The 17475-nt window shown below is 64.7% G+C and carries 13 protein-coding genes; 6 read left to right on the top strand and 7 right to left on the bottom strand.

Annotation, left to right across the window (positions count from 1 at the left end):
• Positions 1–27 precede the first annotated feature (27 nt).
• The 3 genes from NOG11_RS12475 to NOG11_RS12465 all read left to right on the top strand — a co-directional run bounded on the left by NOG11_RS12475 (position 28) and on the right by NOG11_RS12465 (position 6300).
• Positions 28–1881 (top strand): autotransporter assembly complex protein TamA, encoded by a 1854-nt coding sequence (locus tag NOG11_RS12475; protein ID WP_256620093.1) that lies wholly within the window; start codon positions 28–30, stop codon positions 1879–1881.
• A complete protein-coding gene (locus tag NOG11_RS12470; protein WP_256620092.1) occupies positions 1881–5804 on the top strand; it encodes a translocation/assembly module TamB domain-containing protein in 3924 nt (1307 codons plus the stop codon). The genes NOG11_RS12475 and NOG11_RS12470 overlap by 1 nt, the downstream gene beginning before the upstream one ends.
• Before the next feature lie 67 nt (positions 5805–5871).
• Positions 5872–6300, top strand: coding sequence for an OsmC family protein (locus tag NOG11_RS12465; RefSeq protein WP_256620091.1), 429 nt, complete (start codon positions 5872–5874; stop codon positions 6298–6300).
• An 11-nt stretch (positions 6301–6311) separates the two neighbouring features.
• On the opposite strand, the gene NOG11_RS12460 is transcribed toward NOG11_RS12465, so the two are convergent.
• From NOG11_RS12460 to ssb, 6 genes are all read right to left on the bottom strand, one after another.
• Complete coding sequence (locus NOG11_RS12460) at positions 6312–6914, bottom strand: HNH endonuclease (protein ID WP_370468288.1); 603 nt, start codon at positions 6912–6914, stop codon at positions 6312–6314.
• Positions 6915–7056: 142 nt separating this feature from the next.
• Positions 7057–8199 (bottom strand): hypothetical protein, encoded by a 1143-nt coding sequence (locus NOG11_RS12455; protein WP_256620089.1) that lies wholly within the window; start codon positions 8197–8199, stop codon positions 7057–7059.
• Positions 8200–8262: 63 nt separating this feature from the next.
• Positions 8263–8886 carry a DNA-3-methyladenine glycosylase family protein gene (locus NOG11_RS12450; RefSeq protein ID WP_256620088.1) on the bottom strand — a complete coding sequence of 208 codons (624 nt, stop codon included), beginning with the start codon at positions 8884–8886 and terminating at the stop codon, positions 8263–8265.
• Entirely contained in the window at positions 8883–10253 is a 1371-nt protein-coding gene (locus NOG11_RS12445; RefSeq protein ID WP_256620087.1) for a glutamate--cysteine ligase, read from the bottom strand. The genes NOG11_RS12450 and NOG11_RS12445 overlap by 4 nt, the downstream gene beginning before the upstream one ends.
• Before the next feature lie 108 nt (positions 10254–10361).
• On the bottom strand, positions 10362–11132 hold the full coding sequence (locus NOG11_RS12440; RefSeq protein WP_256620086.1) for a 16S rRNA (uracil(1498)-N(3))-methyltransferase: 771 nt from the start codon (positions 11130–11132) through the stop codon (positions 10362–10364).
• Between the two features lie 288 nt (positions 11133–11420).
• Positions 11421–11915, bottom strand: a complete 495-nt coding sequence (ssb, locus tag NOG11_RS12435; RefSeq protein WP_256620085.1) for a single-stranded DNA-binding protein — start codon at positions 11913–11915, stop codon at positions 11421–11423.
• 256 nt (positions 11916–12171) lie between these two features.
• Here ssb and NOG11_RS12430 point away from each other — a divergent pair, with 256 nt between their 5' ends.
• Positions 12172–12810, top strand: a complete 639-nt coding sequence (locus tag NOG11_RS12430; RefSeq protein WP_256620084.1) for an outer membrane beta-barrel protein — start codon at positions 12172–12174, stop codon at positions 12808–12810.
• Between the two features lie 7 nt (positions 12811–12817).
• Here the strand turns inward: NOG11_RS12430 and NOG11_RS12425 are convergent, their stop codons facing one another.
• Entirely contained in the window at positions 12818–13213 is a 396-nt protein-coding gene (locus tag NOG11_RS12425; protein ID WP_256620083.1) for a response regulator, read from the bottom strand.
• 241 nt (positions 13214–13454) lie between these two features.
• Between NOG11_RS12425 and uvrA the strand changes: the two genes are divergently transcribed.
• On the top strand, positions 13455–16373 hold the full coding sequence (uvrA, locus tag NOG11_RS12420; protein WP_256620082.1) for an excinuclease ABC subunit UvrA: 2919 nt from the start codon (positions 13455–13457) through the stop codon (positions 16371–16373).
• Between the two features lie 79 nt (positions 16374–16452).
• Entirely contained in the window at positions 16453–17316 is an 864-nt protein-coding gene (locus tag NOG11_RS12415) for a S1 family peptidase (RefSeq protein WP_256620081.1), read from the top strand.
• Positions 17317–17475: the final 159 nt, after the last annotated feature.

Here is a 17475-nt window from a genome sequence, read left to right as displayed (position 1 = left end):
TTGTGCCTGCGTTCCGCTGAGAGTTCCATGATTATGTTGCGCCGCCTCCTCCTCGCCCCTGCCCTGTGCCTGGCCCTCGCCGGTCAGGCCGCGGCCGAGCTCGAGGTGAAGGTCACCATCGAGGGCCTCTCGAACAAGCTGCGCAAGGAGCTGCGCCCCGTCTCCTCGCTGGCCCGCGATCCGGACAGTTTCAGCGCCTTGGCGCCGGTACGCCGGGCCGCGAACAGCGATGCCGACGCGCTCCTAGCCGCTTTGCAGAGCAAAGGCTTCTACGCGGCTCGCATCGAGCCGGAGGTTAGGCGCGAGGAGGACAACGTCCTCGTCACCTTCACCATCGAGACCGGCACCAAGTTCGACATCACTGGCTACGAGCTCACCTATGCGGACGAGCAGAAGGTGGAGCGCCCCGAAAGCCTCTACGCTATGGGCATCGAGCCGGACGGCAGCCCCACGGGGGAGAGCCTCCTCGCCATCGAGAACCAGATCCTCGAATGGTTCTGGAACGAGGGCTATCTCGGTGCGGAGATCGCCCGCCGCGCGGTGCTGTCCGACTTCTCGGAAGCGAGCGGGCGGGCGACCTACGAGGTCCGTACCGGCGCCAAGGCGACCTACGCCAATATCGAGGTGACCGGCGCCGAGCGCACCGATGTCGAGTACATCCGCCAGTACCGCACCTTCGAGCGGGGCGACCTCGCCGAGCGCTCCGAAATCGACCGCTACCGCGAGCGGCTGGTCGAGACCGCGCTCTTCTCCGAGGTCGAGGTCACCCCGCAGCTTCCCGCCGAAGACGGCACCACGGACATTCTGGTCAGGGTGACTGAGCGCAAGCCCCGGACGATCGGCGGCGGCGTCTCCTACGCCACCGATATCGGCCCCACGGCAACGGTCTTCTGGGAGAACCGCAACGCCCTCAAGCGCGGCGAGACCTTGCGGGCGGAGATTCTGGCGTCCCAGCCGATCCAGCAGGGCTCTGCGAGCTTCCGCAAGGACCGCCCCCGCCTGCCGGGCTTCTACAACCTCCAGGCGATCCTGCGCAACGAGGACACGGATGCGTTCGAGGCGCAGACGGCCCAGGTGGGCGGCTCCATCGGCAAGTTCTGGCTCAACGACGACCTGACCACCGAGGGCGGCATTCTTCTGCAGCACTCGGACATTCGCGAGCTTGAATGCTTCGGGCCGAACGGGGCGCGCATCTTCCCCGACGATGACGAGAGCTGCGTCGAGGATCTCGGCGGGACGGTGGAGACATCCACCCGCATCTTCCAGGCCGTCAGCTTCCCCCTCACCGTCCTCTGGGACAACCAGGAGGAGCCCCTCGATCCGCAGGACGGCTTCAGGGCGCGCTTCACCGTGCAGCCCTTCGTCGGCACGGTGAACTTCAACCGGCTGGAGACGTCCTATACGGACCGTATCTTCTGGGGTGAGGACGACGGCGGCACCCTGGCGGGGCGCATCAGGGTCGGCGCCATCTACGGCGCGTCCAGGGCAGAGATACCCGCCACGGAACGCTACTTCGCAGGCGGCGGCGGCTCGATCAGAGGCTACGCTTTCCAGGAAGCTAGCCCCATCGACAACACCACCGGCGAGATCCTGGGCGGCGCGTCCCTCGCGGAGATCTCCGTCGAGTTGCGCCAGCACGTCACCGAAGCCATCGAGCTGGCTGTCTTCTCTGACATTGGCGGGGCTTTCGAAAGCAACTCCCCGGACTTCGGCAACGTGCTGGTGGGCGCAGGGATAGGCGTACGCTACCACACGCCGATCGGGCCGATCCGCCTCGACATCGCCTTCCCCTTGGACAAGCGCGACGAGCCCGTGGAAGGCGGCCCCTTCGAGGGCGATGCGCCCGTGCAGGTGCTGATCGGACTGGGGCAGCCCTTCTGATGAAACGTTTCGCCGCCATCTCCCTCGGCACCATCGGTGTCCTGATCGGTCTCATCGTCCTGATGCTGATCGTCCTCACCCAAGTGAGCCTGCCCGGTCTCGGCACGGCCGACCCCCAGGCCGGAGACCGCAGCACCTCGCGCAATATCGGCATCGCGCTGGTCGACCGGATCAGCCGCCCGATCATCGAGGACGCGGTGCGTGAGCAGCTCGGCTCGGACATCTCCTACGGCGAGATCGAGGGCAAGCTGCCCGCCGAGATCATCCTGACCGACGTGGTTCTCTCCGCAGGCGGAGAAGTCTGGGCGAGGGCCGACCGGTTCGTCCTCGAATGGGACCCGCTCGACCTCATCTCGGGTCAGGTGCACATCGAGACCGTGGTCTTGAAGGACGGCGCCTTCCTCGCCATGCCGCCCTCGGTCGAGAGGGAGGAGCAGCCGGAAGAGGAGAGCTCGCCGCCCAGCATTCCCGACGTCAAGCTCGACTCGCTTATCATCTCCGACTTCGTGCTCGGCGAGCGTATTCTAGGTCAGCGCTATGTCTTCTCCCTGGAAAGCGGCGGCCGGTACCAGGACGGCGAGATCATTGCCGAGCTCTCTGCCCGCACCCAGGAGGGAACGGACCGCATCGGTCTCAACGCCTTCTACGACGAGGAGGAGGTGCAGCTCTCCTTGGACCTTCTGAGTGAAGAGACGGGCCTACTCTCCACCTTGATTAAGGCGGAGGACCGCACGGAGCTGCAGCTCGAAGCCAGCGGCGAGCTCAGCGCGCTGACGGCGGAGATCGCCGCCACCGCCGGGGTTTACGGCGACCTGCGAGGCAGCCTGGGCGGCTCAATGGACGCCCTCGACCGGCTGCAGGCCACGCTGCGATGGCAGCCGGGCAGCTTCCTGCCCGCCGAAGCCGCGAGTGCACTCGGCGAAGAGGTCGTCCTATCGGCGGTCGGTCAGCTTCGTGAGGAAGTGCTGGTCGTGGACATCGAGCGCCTGCAGGCCGCCTTCGGCCGTCTGGGCGGCAGGATCGAAGCCGGGCTCGGCGAGGCGCAGTCCGTGAATGCCGAGATCAGCGGCAACATAGAACCGGCCGTTCTCGAGCCCTACGGCGCTGCCGATCTAGGCGGCGCCTTCGCTCTCAACGCCGATGCTGCGGCCGTCGAGGACGGCTACGCCTTCGCTGCCGCGCTGACCGCCGGGAAGGTCCAGCTCACCGTCGAAGATGGACGGTCCACGGAGGAGGTTCTCTTCGACGGCAGGGTCGCAGCGACGGCCAAGGGCGTCGCCCTCGATATCCCCCAGCTCGACCCCTTCCTCGCCGAAGGCGCGAGCCTTGCGGGCGATCTGCGCTACACGGCGGAAGGCATGGCCGTGGGGCGCGACCTTAGGGTGCAGCTTGGCACGCGGCAGGGTCAGCGGGTGATCGTCACCGGCAGCGGCAGCTACGCCACGGAAACCCAAGGCGTGAGGGCCAATCTGGACCTCCGGGCCGGGGCGGGCGCGCTCACCATCCTCAGCGGTCAGGAAGGGTTTCAAGGCCCCCTCGCCGCCACCGTTCAGGCCGACGGCACCACGGAGCGGCTCGCCGTGAACCTCGGCGCCTCTCTGCCCGCGGGGCAGATAGACGGCAACGCCTTCGGAGCGGGTCAGCTCAACGCCAACCTCACCGGGCTTCCCGGTGCACCTTCGGGCAATGTCGAGCTCTCCTCCGCAGACGGCAGCTATGAGGGACGGGCGGTCTTCGCCATGGCGGGGCGCGAGCTCTCGGTCACCGAGTTCACCCTCCAGGCGGGCGAGCTGTCGGGTCAGGGCACCGCGCGCTACAACCTCGATACCCAGGCGGCAGCCGTCGATGTGGACCTCGACGCCGGGCGCCGGACCACCCTGGTCACCGGCCAGATCCTCTCCGGCACGCTGGAGATCGACGCCAGGACCGGCGAAGGCCTCAACCCGGTCGACGTCACCGCGCAAGGCCGCCGCCTCCGCCTCGACGACTACGAGCTCGGAGCCCTGAACCTGACCGCCCAAGGCCCGAGAAGCGCCATCGCCTTCGATCTCGCCGCGACGGATGTGGGCGGGGGCGGTCTTTTCATCACCGAGGCGGCGAGCCGCGGTACGGTGGATGCCGAGGGCGACATCGAGATCGCCCTCGATACGTTCCGCGCGGCCCTCCCCGGCGAGGACCAGGTGGTTAGCCTAGCGGCCCCCACCAGGATCAGCATCGGCGAGACGATCAGCGTCGCCCCCACCACCATCGACTATCTCGAAGACGGTGTCATCACCGCCGAAGCGCAGATTGCGCCCCGGCGCTGGACGGCGAATGTCGAGGCCCGCGCGATCCCCATCCCCAATGCGGACGCGACGGCTAATCTGGACCTCAGTCTCGATACGGATCAAGGCACGCCGGCCACCTTCTCCCTCGCCGCCAACGCCACGGGCCAGGACGAGACCAACTACAGCCTCACCGCCGACGGCCGCTGGACCGGCGAGTTCGTTCAGGCCGACGCGCAGATCCTGCGCGAGGGGGAAGAGGTGCTCGGCACCATCGACGCCCAGCTTCCCATCTCGCTGCAGCGGCAGCCCGCCATCGGCATCGCGCTGGAGGATGACGGGCTCAACGTCCGTGTCCGCTACGAAGACCGGATCGCCCCCCTCCTCGCCTTCGCAGCCATCGAGGCGCCGCCGGTCACGGGGCGGATCAATGCCGACCTCACCGTTACAGGCGGGCTTGCCGCCCCCCAGGCCCAGGGCAGGATCGACCTCGACGGCGCCCGCTTCGAGGACCAGCAGGTCGGCCTCACCCTCAGTGAACTGACAGGCGGGGTCACCTTCAACTATACTGCCGACGGCACCCATGGCGAGATCAACATCACCGGCTCGGGCGCCAATGGCAGGGACCAGTCCGTCCGCCTCACCGGTAGTGTGGACACCCGCCCAGACAGCTCCTCCGTGGACATCAACCTGGTCCTCGACGAGGCCCAGCTTGCCGACAGCACGGAGCTCGAGCTGCGCGTCACCTCGGAGATCAACCTGACCGGCACGCTCAGCGAGATGCTGCTGGCGGGCAATGTCCGCCTCGATGAACTCGACTTGACGATCCCCGAGCTGGAAGGCGGCGAGGAGGTGCCGACCTACGCGCCCGTCAACATCGTGCGCGTGGACGGCGAGCTCGATGACAGAGCCGAAGAGATCGAGACCCCGCAGCAGAGCGGCCCGGTCATCAACCTCAACCTCGATATCGGCGCCCGCAACGGGCTGTTCGTGCGCGGGAGAGGCCTGCAGAGCGAGTGGAGCGCCGATCTTCAGGTCCGCGGCACCGCCGACGACCCCCGGATCGGCGGCGCCATCCGCCTGGAGGACGGCAACCTCTCCTTGGGCGGACGGACCTTCGAGCTGACGGAGGGCCTGATCGGCTTCCAGCGCTCTCAGGAGATCAACCCGATCATCGACCTTCAGGCGCAGACCGAGGCCGGTGAGGGCATCAACACCGTCACGGCCATCATCAATGTCGAGGGGCCGGCCGACGATCCGGAGATCAGCTTCACCTCGAGCCCCAGGCTGCCCGAAGAGGACGTTCTGGCGTTGATCCTTTTCGGCAGGCGGGCCAACGACCTCGGCGCGGCCGAAGCGCTGCAGCTCGCCCAGGCCGGGGCGACGCTCTCGGGCGCGTTCGGCTCGGGCGGGGGCATGGGCGCGGGCCTTCGCTCGGGACTCGGTCTCGACCGCCTCGACATCGACCCCTCGGGCCGCGCACTGACGGTCGGCAAGTACATCTCCGAGGACATCTACGTCTCCGCCCGCCAGTCCCTCAGCGAGGTCGGCACCATCATCAGCGTGGTCTACGAGATCACCCGCTCCATCAGCCTGGAGACGACCCTTCAGCCGGACGGCGCGCAGACCCTGGGCGCGAACTACAAGCGGGACTACTGAGCGGGCTTCGGGAACGCACTCGCCCCAAGCCCGTTCGTCTTCCGCCCATCAGCGGAGGAGATTCGAGATGACCACGAACACGGCAAAGGTGCATTGGAACGGCGGAATCAAGGACGGCCACGGCCGGATCAGCACCGGCCGGGACGTTCTGCACGAGGTCCCCTACGGCTTCGCCTCCCGTTTCGAGGACGGGCCGAACACCAACCCCGAAGAGCTGATCGCCGCCGCCCACGCGGCCTGCTTCTCCATGGCGCTGTCCAAGGAGCTGGGCGACCGTGACATCAACGCCCCGGCCATCGAGACGGACTGCGAGATCACGCTCGATCAGAAGGACGGCGACTTCGCCATCACCAAGTCCCACCTCAAGGTGGACCTCAGAGCCCCAGGCGCCGACAGGAGCACCGCCGAGGAAGCCGTCGAGAGCGCCGCCAAGAACTGCCCCGTCTCGAAGCTCCTGAACTGCGAGATCACCCACGAGGCCCATTACGACGTCTGAACGCCGGAGGCTCAGCTCTCCAGCTCGGCATCCCAGTAGAGATAGTCGTGCCAGCTCTCATGCAGGTAGTTGGGCGGGAAGGCCCTGCCCTTCTCGTTGAGCTCGAACATGTTGGGCTGGCGCGGCGTGTGGGCAGGCCACATCTTCGCGTCGCGAGGCATCTTGCCCCCCTTGCGTAGGTTGCAAGGGCTGCAGGCGGCGACGATGTTGTCCCAGGTGGTCTTGCCGCCGCGGGAGCGGGGGATGACATGGTCGAAGGTCAGCCCCTCTCGGTCGGGCTTGCCGCAGTACTGGCAGGCAAAGCTGTCGCGCAGAAAGACGTTGAAGCGCGTGAAGGCGGGCTTGCGCGCGTGGTTCACATAACTTTTCAGCGAGACCACCGAGGGTAGCCTGATCCGGCTCGAGACGGATCGGACCTCCAGCTCGTACTCGGCCACCACGTCCACGCGGTCGAGGAACACCGCCTTCAGCGTGTCCTGCCAGGACCATAAGGAGAGGGGAAAGTAGCTCAGGGGCCTAAAATCGGCGTTCAGGACCAGAGCGGGGCACCCATCGGGGGACTGGCGGACAGCTTGCACGTTACGTTCTCCTGCGCCTCCGAAGACCCAGGACATCGCCTCTCACCAGCCCGCCTATTCGGAAGGGCAGGTGAGCCGAGCGTCCTATTCGCTCGGCCAGAAGGGGTTCGATATGAAACCTGGCAACGCTGAAGGCGATGGTCTCCGTTGGTATGATCGTTCTACTACCTAGAATGTCTTAGCCGATTCTATGTGACAAGTGCATCAAAGGACGGTCGTGAACTGGATAACCGTTCGTCCGGTCCCGTCGGCAGACCTCCGAAAGGCCGTCCACATCCGCCTCCCACTTGCTGATCTGCTGCAGCACCCTCTCGCCGAAGGGGCTGGCCATCGGCACTTCGCCGAGAATGCGAGGCTCGGTCACCCGGCCCGCCTCGTCGATGTGGTAGCCTATCAGCACGGCGGCGTTGGTACCGTACTGCGACCTCGGAAAGCTCATGGAGCGCTTCTCCCAAGTGGTCTCCCCTGCGCAGCTCCGCTCGGCCGCGGTCGACATAATGCCGTCCTCGGCCCGCTCCCCGGACGGGTGGCCGTAGCTCGCCTGAAACGCCCTGATCAGGCCGAGATAGGCCTGAACCCTGGCCAGCGTCTCGTCGAACTCGTCAATGGAGGGCTGGGGGCCGATCTGCGATCCGATCTGGACATAGCGCTGACGGGTCGCCTCCAGATTGCGGGCAAAGCGGCTTTCCTGGACGTTCGATTCCGGCTGCGTCTTCAGGACGGCATGGGTTCGGAAGGCTTCCACCTGAACCGCAAGGGCCGGAGAGGTGCTGTCCATCTCGCCTAGAAGGTCGCTGGTGGAACCGGCTACCTCGATGACTTCGGGCCACAATCGGGCTTCGTGAAGACGGTCGATGAGACGGAGCTGAAGCTGCAGCGGAACGGTGAGCGTGCGGTTTTTGGCGCTCAGTTCGTCCAGCGCCTTGACGGCCTCCCGCATCGGCCTGCGCTTGGTGGGTCTGAGCTGCGAGAGCACCTCCGCGCGTATGAAAGACAGTGTCGGCCTATCGAAATTGCCGGTGCCGAACCCCTCTTCCGCCAGGAGGATGGCGTCATCGAGGGCCTCCACCGATCCTTGCGGGTCGGTCAGCACTGCAAGAGCAGCATAGTTCTGCGCCAGGAGCGCGCGGTTCTCGGAAGGCGGCATCGCTTCGCGACTACCCTGCCATGCCTCGCGGGCGTGACGCTCGGCAGCGTCTCGGTCCCCCTCCTGCATCGCCTGCTGATAGGATAGATAGCTCTCCTGCCAGTCCGCAAAGGCATGACCGATGGACATCGCCAGGCACAGCGTCACCAGCATCAGCTTACGTCCCATAGCCATGAATCCTCTCTCGAAACCTCTGACGGGAGGCTGTTCGGGTTGAAGGGCGAAGGCAAGTCCTGCCTACACCGGCGACCGGCCCCTGATCCTCGCGATCTCCGACCACAGAAGATGGGCGGCGATACCCCTGTGCGGGGCGTAGGTCTCCTCCGCGAAGGCGTCGAACGCGCCTATCTCTTGCCGCGCGAACGCGCCGCCCCCGGACTGATGGGCGGCGAGGAGCGCCACGTCGCCCCTGGGCCAGAGGTCGCGGCGGCTCTCACAGAAGAGGAGGTAGACCGCCGCCGTCCACCTGCCAACGCCGAGCAGTTTCTCCAGCTCCCTCGCCGCTTCGGCCTCGTCCAGATCGCGCAGGGCATGAAACGAGAAACGCCCCTCCTCCACGTTCTCGGCCAACGCGCGGAGATAGCGTATCTTCGGGCGTGAGAGACCCGCGCCGCGGAGCGTCTCGTCCTCTGTCTTCAAAACGGCCGTAGGTGAAAGACCCTCGGTCAGCACCTGCACCCGCGCGAGAATGGCGTTGGCGGAGGCCACGGAGAGCTGCTGCTCGATGATGATCCGCGCAAGGCCGGGATAGCCGCCCTCCCTCTCGCGCCAGCGGGGCGGGCCGTTGCGCCGGAGAAGCTCGGCCAGCACGGGGTCCCGCGAAGAGAGCTCGGCGCAGGCCTCCTCGGTCGTCGCCGTCAAAAGGCGTAGGCCCTGAAGAGCGCCTCGGCGTCCGCGCCCTCCTCTACGTCACGCAGGAGCTGACAGGCAAAGCTCTCCCCCGTCCGCACGATGTCGGCGAGTGGCGCAAGGAAGCCGCTCTCATCCGTGCCCGCAGCATCCATGGCGGCGCGCCTGCGAAGCCCTGCGCGGGAGAGGTCGAGGACCTGCGCCGCGGTTTCCTTGATCCGGATACGGCCAACCTCGCCGGCCATGCCGTTCTTCGCTGCCTCGGGCCGTAATGCCCTTCGCTCCTCGGCGGTCCAGTCCTTCACGAGGTCCCAGGCCCCGTTGAGGCTCTCCTCGTCATAGAGAAGCCCGACCCAGAAGGCAGGCAGGGCACAGATACGGCCCCAGGATCCTGAATCGGCGCCGCGCATCTCCAGGAAGGTCTTGAGACGCACCTCGGGGAAGGCGGTAGAGAGGTGGTCCTTCCAGTCCTCGATGTTCGGGCGCTGACCCGGTGCCGCCTCCAGCTTTCCGTCCAGAAAGTCCCGGAAGGAGAGCCCCGCGGCATCCGTGTAGACCCCGTCACGCCAGAGGAAGTACATCGGCACATCGAGCATGTACTCCGCATAGCGCTCGAAGCCGAAATCCTCCTCGAAGACGAAGTCCAGCATCCCGGTGCGGTGCGGGTCGGTATCGGTCCAGATATGTGCGCGCCAGGAGCGGAAGCCGTTGGGCTTGCCCTCGGTCAGCGGAGAGTTGGCGAAGAGCGCGGTGGCGATGGGCTGCAGCGCCAGGGAGGTTCTGAACTTCTTCACCATGTCCTCTTCCGAGGCGAAGTCGAGATTGACCTGCACGGTGGCGGTCCGGTGCATCATGTCGAGGCCGAGCCCGCCGACCTTCGGCATGTAGCGGCGCATGATGGTGTAGCGACCCTTGGGCACGCGCGGCATCTCTTCGCGGGTCCAGAAGGGCGCGGCGCCGAGACCGATGAAGCCGACACCCAAGGGGTCGGACACGGCCTTCACCTCTTTTAGATGCTGGGTTACCTCCGAGCAGGTCTCCTGCACGGTCTTGAGCGGTGCGCCGGAGAGCTCGAACTGCCCGCCGGGCTCGAGGGTGATCGAGGCACCGTCCTTTTTGAGGGCGACGAGGTTGCCGTCCTCCTCCAACCGCTGCCAGCCGAACTCCCGCGAGAGCCCCTCCAGCACGGCCTGGATGGATCGCTCACCGGCGAACGGAAGCGGCTCCAAACTGTCTTTGAGGAAGCCGAACTTCTCGTGCTCCGTGCCGATGCGCCAGGCATCCTTCGGCTTGCAGCCGGTGGCGAGATAGGCGGCTAGCTCCGCCTTGTCCTCGATGGGGCGAAGGTCGTGGCGGGTGCTGGCGTCGAGCTGCGTCACGGGTGCTTCTTTCCTATAGCTCCGCGCCGCCGCTGCGGCGCCCCCGGCCTTGAGCACGCTTTGCCGCGCCCGCGAAGGGGTTCATGGTTGGGGAACAGCTAGACGTGCTCACCGCCGCGGCAAAGCGGCAAGATCGCCGAAGCGCAGTTGCCACAGGGTCAGTGCGACGATGGCGGCGGTCTCGGCCCTCAGAATACGCGGTCCCAGCGAGATGGGTACCGCCCGAGGGTCGCCGCGCAGCGCGGCACGCTCTTCCGGCGTGAAGCCGCCTTCCGGGCCGATCAGGATGGCTTCCGGGGCCTGCGAAACGTCCGGGAAAACCTGCGCCGCCAAGGGCGCACGCCCCTCCTCACCGCCCCAGGGCTTGTCCTCCTCGTCCCCCGCCTCGTCGCAGAAGACGAAACCGGTGAGGGGTTCGAGCGCTTTCTCCAGACGGACCGGTTCTGCGATCGAGGGCACGATCATCCGCTCGCACTGCTCGGCGGCTTCGGTGGCGATAAGCTGCAGGCGGTCGGTCTTGAGCCTGTCCCTGCCAGTCCGCGCGGTGATGACAGGTTGAAGGGAGGTTGCGCCCAGCTCCGTCGCCTTCTGCACCAGCATCTCGGTCGGCCCGCGCTTCAACGGGGCGAAGAGGAGAACCGGCGCCGTCGTCAACCCTGGCTGCTCCCGCAGTTTCTCCGCAGGGAGCGCCGAACCAGCCCGCTTCTCCAGCGCCTCGATCCGGTAGAGCCACTCGCCATCGCGGCCGTTGAACAGCCGCACCCCATCCCCCTGCCCCAGCCGCAACACGGAGCCGAGATAGCGAAGCTGCCCCTGGTCGAAGCCGAAACTGCCGGAGCCGAGCGGCGCCTCGGTATAAAGGCGAGGGTCGGGTCTCAATCGTGTTCTTGCTCTTTGCGAGAGGTCCACCAGTAAAGACCTGCCCCGGCACCGACGAGAATGGCGGCCAAGCTAACGGCTTCCCAAGCATCAATGGTCATCAGTCCATGGCCTTTCGCGCAAACAGCTCACTCAACGCATAGGATATAATAGCTAGCGTTACGAGAAGAAGCCTGGCCCAGAAGGGAAAGTTCCCTAGAAACGAGCCAACGGCCAGACCTAGAGCCAGTTTTTCGAAGCTGTCCGCGCGGCGCTCATCCAGCGACTTCATCGCCTCCGACACCTGCCTTAGAACGGGATGTCGTCATCCAGATCGTAGTCGCCGCCGCCCTGGCCCTGATCGTAGCCGCCGCCGGAGGAGCCGCCGCCGCTGATCTGCTGGCCGTAGCCGCCGCCACCGGCACCGGACATGCCCCCGCCGTCACCGCCGCCGCGGCCGTCGAGCATGGTCAGGGTCGAGGTGTAGGGCCGCAGCACGACTTCAGTGCTGTAGCGGTCCTGACCGTTCTGGTCCTGCCATTTGCGGGTCTCGAGCTGGCCCTCGATATACACCTTCGAGCCCTTCTTGAGGTAGTTCTGCGCCACCCTGACCAGGGGCTCGGAGAAGATCGCCACCGTGTGCCATTGGGTCCGCTCGCGCCGCTCGCCGGACTGCTTGTCCTTCCACGTCTCGGAGGTCGCGATGCGCAGGTTGCAGACCTGCCCGCCATTTCCGAACTGCCTCACCTCGGGGTCCTGGCCGAGATTGCCGATCAGGATCACCTTGTTCACGCTTCCAGCCATTGCCGGTCCTCCAAAAGCAGTCAGAAGCCTACGCCTAGGGCGCTTCGGACCTGCCCGCCGAATTAGTTTTCCACGCTTTCCGTTCTAGCCGCCCGTATCTGTTCCTGCAATGTTCTAGCGCAGCAGGGGCGGCCATAAACTGGCCACAAAATCTTCGCACGCTGGAGGCGAAACAGTCTGGCAATCTTCGTCTGCTGCCCTACCCTCTCTCCCGGCAGGCGATCGCGCCGCAACGCCTATGAGGAAGGGCAGCTCTATGAACAAACTCCTGGCTTCCGCCGCCGCACTCACCCTTTTCGCCGGTTCCGCCCAGGCTGGCGGCTACGTTCAGATCCATGCCGGCCTGTTTCAGCAGACCGCGGACACGGTTGCCTTCGCCAGCGATAACTTCCTCGGCGAGGTCGTGGACGTGGATGTGGACAGCGACGCCGATCTAGGTGCGGTCCTCGGCGGCCTGGTCGGCTACTACGTTCTGCCCTTCGTCGCGGTAGAGGGCGAAGTCACCCTGCGCACCGCGTCGATGGAGGAGGTCACGGTCGACAATGTCGAGACCGCTCTCCAGGACGACCCCAGGACCATCGCCTACATGGCCAACGCCGTGCTGCGCCCGACCTTTCCGCTTCTCCCCGACCCCTATATCGGCATCGGCGCAGGCTACCTCACCAACAACTTCAACACGATCGGCGGCGAGGACGTGGACGGCCAGCTCGCCTATCAGATCAAGGCGGGGGTCAGCTTCGGCTTCCCGCTCATCCCCGGCACGATCGGCGTGGAGGCGAACTACCTCGCCACCGACGATTTCGACCTCAGCGGTGATTTCGGCGGCGATCTCGTCAATACCGAGTTCAGCTATGGCGGAGTGAGCGGGCTTCTCACCTACAAGATCGGCTTCTGATCGCGCGTCAGTTCAGATAGGCTCGACCGGCGCCGAAGTCGCTCTGCAGGCTGCTGAGAAACACGTCGCTGTCGTGCTGCCTCGAAAGAATGAGGCTCTCGGGGAACTGCTCCGCGAGCCAGTAGCGGTTCGCGACCGCGGTGTAGAAGGCCAGCGCCGTCCCTAGGTTCTCTAGCTTGGCAGCTAAAGACAGAAGCCCGTTTCGCCCGATCTTCGTATCGAGAATGGCGAGGTCGTACGCCGCCGCCTCTCCCCGGTCGGCGAGGTCGTAACCCTCCGCAGCGTTGAGAGCGAGGAACACCGAAGCCCCGGCATCCTCGAGCGTACCGGCGAGATCGAGCGCCACGATGGGGTCTCCCTCGATCAGGAGGATCTTCAGACCCGACAAAGAACTACGGTGCACGAGACGCTCCCGAACATGATCCATTAGCGCCGCCTGCGCTCGGCCCTGTTCTTATCTACGCGCGACCGAGCGAAATCGTCACGTATCCTATGATAACAAAACGGCGCTCTCGCGGCGCGGTGATGATCTGCAACACCGGGTTGGCTTACGATCTCGAAGGCGCGTCCGTTCGCCCCTTGTTCACGGTGCCGTCACCACCTACACGCCTAGCTTCTCAGCTAGGGATGAGTGGAGGCGCACCTTGTCGGCGAAGAACATTACGGTCACCGGTGCGCGCGAGCACAATCTCAAAAACGTCACGGCGGAGATCCCCCGCGATGCGCTGACCGTGGTCACGGGCCTCTCGGGCTCGGGCAAGTCGTCCCTCGCCTTCGACACGATCTACGCCGAGGGCCAACGCCGCTATGTCGAATCGCTCTCCGCCTATGCCCGCCAGTTCCTGGAGCTGATGCAGAAGCCCGATGTGGACCAGATCGAGGGCCTCTCCCCCGCCATCTCCATCGAGCAGAAGACCACCTCCAAGAACCCCCGCTCCACCGTCGCCACGGTGACCGAGATCTACGACTATATGCGCCTCCTCTGGGCGCGAGTCGGGGTGCCCTACTCGCCAGCGACGGGAGAGCCGATCACCTCTCAGACCGTGTCGGAGATGGTGGACCGCTTGATGGCGGAGGGGGACGGCAGCCGCTTCTACCTCCTCGCGCCGATGATCCGGGGGCGGAAGGGCGAGTACAAGAAGGAGCTGGCGGAGCTGATGAAGCGCGGCTTCCAGCGGGTGCGTATCGACGGCGAGATGCACGACATCGCCGACGCCCCTACCCTCGACAAGAAGTTCAAGCACGACATCGACGTGGTCGTGGACCGGGTGGTCATCAAGGAGGGCCTCGAAAGCCGCCTCGCCGAGAGCTTCGAGACCTGCCTGGAGCTGGCCGACGGCCTCGCCATCGCGGAGAGCGCCCCGCGCGGCGAGGAAGAGCCGAAGAAGATCACCTTCAGCGCCAAGTTCGCCTGCCCCGTCTCCGGCTTCACCATCGAGGAGATCGAGCCGCGGCTCTTCTCCTTCAACTCGCCGCAGGGCGCCTGCCCCACCTGCGATGGCCTCGGAACGTCCGTGCACTTCGACCCCGAGCTCGTCGTGCCGGACACCGAGGTCAACCTCCGCAAGGGGGCGATTGCCGCCTGGTCGAAAACTCAAAGCCCCTACTATACCCAGACCCTCGAAGCGCTGGGCCGCCAATACGGCTTCAACGTCGAAACGGCATGGCGTGAGCTGACGAAAAAACAGCAGGACATCATCCTATTCGGTACCAAGAAGGAGAAGGTCACCTTCGTCTACGACGACGGCCTCCGCCGCTACGAGACCACCAAGACCTTCGAGGGCGTAATTCCCAACTTGGAGCGCCGCTGGCGCGAGACCGACAGTTCCTGGGTGCGCGAGGAGATGGAGAAGTTCCAGTCCGTGCACCCCTGCGAGGTCTGCGACGGCGCCCGCCTCAAGCCCGCCGCCCTGGCGGTGAAGGTGGGCGGTGAGCACATCGCTGGCGTCTCCCAGCTCTCCATCCGCAAGGCCGACCTCTGGTTCCGCGACCTCGACGATCAGCTCACCGATAAAGAGCGCCAGATCGCCGTGCGTATCCTGAAGGAGATCCGCGACCGGCTGCACTTTCTCAACAATGTGGGCCTAGGCTATCTGACGCTGAACCGCTCCTCAGGCACGCTCTCAGGCGGCGAAAGCCAGCGCATCCGCCTCGCCAGCCAGATCGGCAGCGGCTTGACCGGAGTTCTCTATGTCCTCGACGAGCCCTCCATCGGCCTCCACCAGCGGGACAATGAGCGTCTGCTCGAATCCCTCCGTGGGCTGCGCGACCTCGGCAACACGGTGATCGTGGTCGAGCATGATGAGGACGCCATCCGCACCGCCGACCACGTGCTCGACATCGGCCCCGGCGCGGGCGTCCATGGCGGCGAGGTGGTCGCCTCCGGCACGCCTGCCCAGATCGAGCGCAACAAGAAGTCCATCACCGGCGACTATCTCGCGGGCCGCCGCGAAGTCCCCGTCCCCGACGAGCGCCGTGTCTACGATCCTAAACGTATACTGACGGTCGAGGGCGCCAGCTCTAACAACCTTAAAGACGTTTCGGCCACCTTCCCCCTCGGCCTCCTCACCTGCGTCACCGGCGTCTCAGGCGGCGGCAAGTCCACCCTGACCATCGAGACCCTGTTCAAATCGGCCAGCCGCAAGCTGATGGGTGCCAAGACGGTTCCCGGCAAGCACGACCGCATCACCGGGCTCGAACATCTCGACAAGGTCATCGACATCGACCAGTCGCCGATCGGCCGTACACCCCGCTCCAACCCCGCGACCTATACTGGCGCCTTCGGCCCCATCCGCGAGTGGTTCTCGGGCCTGCCCGAAGCCAAAGCGAGGGGCTACAAGCCGGGACGCTTCTCCTTCAACGTCAAGGGTGGGCGCTGCGAGGCGTGCCAGGGCGACGGCGTCATCAAGATTGAGATGCATTTCCTGCCCGACGTGTACGTCACCTGCGACGTCTGCCACGGCAAGCGCTACAACCGCGAGACGCTGGAAGTGAAGTTCAAGGACAAATCCATCGCCGACGTCCTCGACATGACCGTTGAGGAGGCCGCCGAGTTCTTCAAGGCGGTGCCCAGTATACGGAACAAGATGCAGACCCTGTGCCGGGTTGGCCTCGGCTACGTCAAGGTCGGCCAGCAGGCCACCACCCTCTCCGGCGGCGAAGCCCAGCGGGTGAAGCTCGCCAAGGAGCTCTCCAAGGTCGCCACCGGTCGCACCCTTTACATCCTCGACGAGCCCACCACGGGCCTTCACTTCGAGGACGTCCGCAAGCTGATGGAGGTAATCCAGGAGCTCGCCGACACCGGCAACACCGTGGTGGTCATCGAGCACAATCTCGACGTCATCAAACAGGCCGACTGGATCATCGACCTAGGCCCCGAAGGCGGCTCAGGCGGCGGCGAGATCGTCGCCGTGGGCACGCCTGAGGATGTGGCCGAGGCGGAAGCCAGCCATACGGGGCGGTTCCTAAAGGAGGTGCTCGTGCGCCACGACGAGCGGGTCGCTGCGAAGGAGGCGAAGCCTGCGCGGAAGCCTCGGGCCGGTCGGAAGAGGAAGGCGGCTTAAGGTATAACAACAATCGGCATTCGAGTACAGAAAACTGGCGAATAGGGCTACTATGCAGAATGTAAACCCATACGATCAGATGGCGAAGATGACATGCCGTCTTGAAATGTTCGATGGAGAGCTTCTGGATAGTACTGGCACCGGGTTCTTTTGGAAATCTTATCCTTTCGGGACGCTTGATAAATTTCTTATAAGCGTAATTACGAATAAGCACGTTATTGGTGAATACGAGAGGGTTGGTTTTGTTGTTGATGTCATAAATAAGGACGGTATAATACAACACGTAAGAGTTCACGTTGAAGGTATTCAGAGTATTGCTCTTCCTCATCCTGAGCCTGATTGTGATCTGATAGCAATCAACTTCTCAACTGTGATTGACGCTCTTGGTAAGACCGGTCCGAGGCCCGACGTTATCGTTCCTGATTCTCGGCATGCCCTCGACCTAGAACAGCGTCGCAATTTGATGGCGGTGGAGGAGATTGTAGTTGTCGGTTACCCCGACGGTTTGTGGGATAGTTGCAACAACACACCAGTTTTCCGAAAGGGTATCTCCGCTACCCCGCCGTACAATGATTTTGAGGGGCGACCAGAATTCCTAATTGATTGCGCCATCTACCCAGGGTCCAGCGGATCACCTGTGTTTTTAGCTAGTTCAGGGGCTTTTGGCACTAAAGACGGCAAAAATCTTCTAGGCTCTAGAATGTTGCTCTTAGGAGTTGTGCATTCCGTCTTTCAGCACGCGAGTGATGGAGAACTTCGTATCGAACCTGCACCTACTGCTACAACTATCGTGCCAACCTTCAAGTTTCCAAACAATATCGGTATATGTCTTTACGCTGACAAAATCATCGAACTGGATAAATTGATTTGCAAACAATTCGTCGATGTAAAGGCTGGAAATCGTGCCCAAGGATCCCTACGGGTACAGTTCGAACAAATTTAGTAGAAGGCCATAGCCACGTAGGGCGGCTGCCCGTGTGCTGATCGTTTTATGCGCTTTCCTTTCCGGCAGCCGCGCCCGGGTGGCCTGCGCGTGGGGCTGCGTGGGTGCGGGTGGTCTCTTCGCACTGAAGGAACGTTGGCGATGCGCACCCGCCCTACG

The sequence above is a fragment of the Parvularcula maris genome, from assembly GCF_024505085.1.
In the GTDB taxonomy this organism is placed as follows: domain Bacteria; phylum Pseudomonadota; class Alphaproteobacteria; order Caulobacterales; family Parvularculaceae; genus Parvularcula; species Parvularcula maris.
This window is presented reverse-complemented; position numbering and strand designations above follow the sequence as displayed.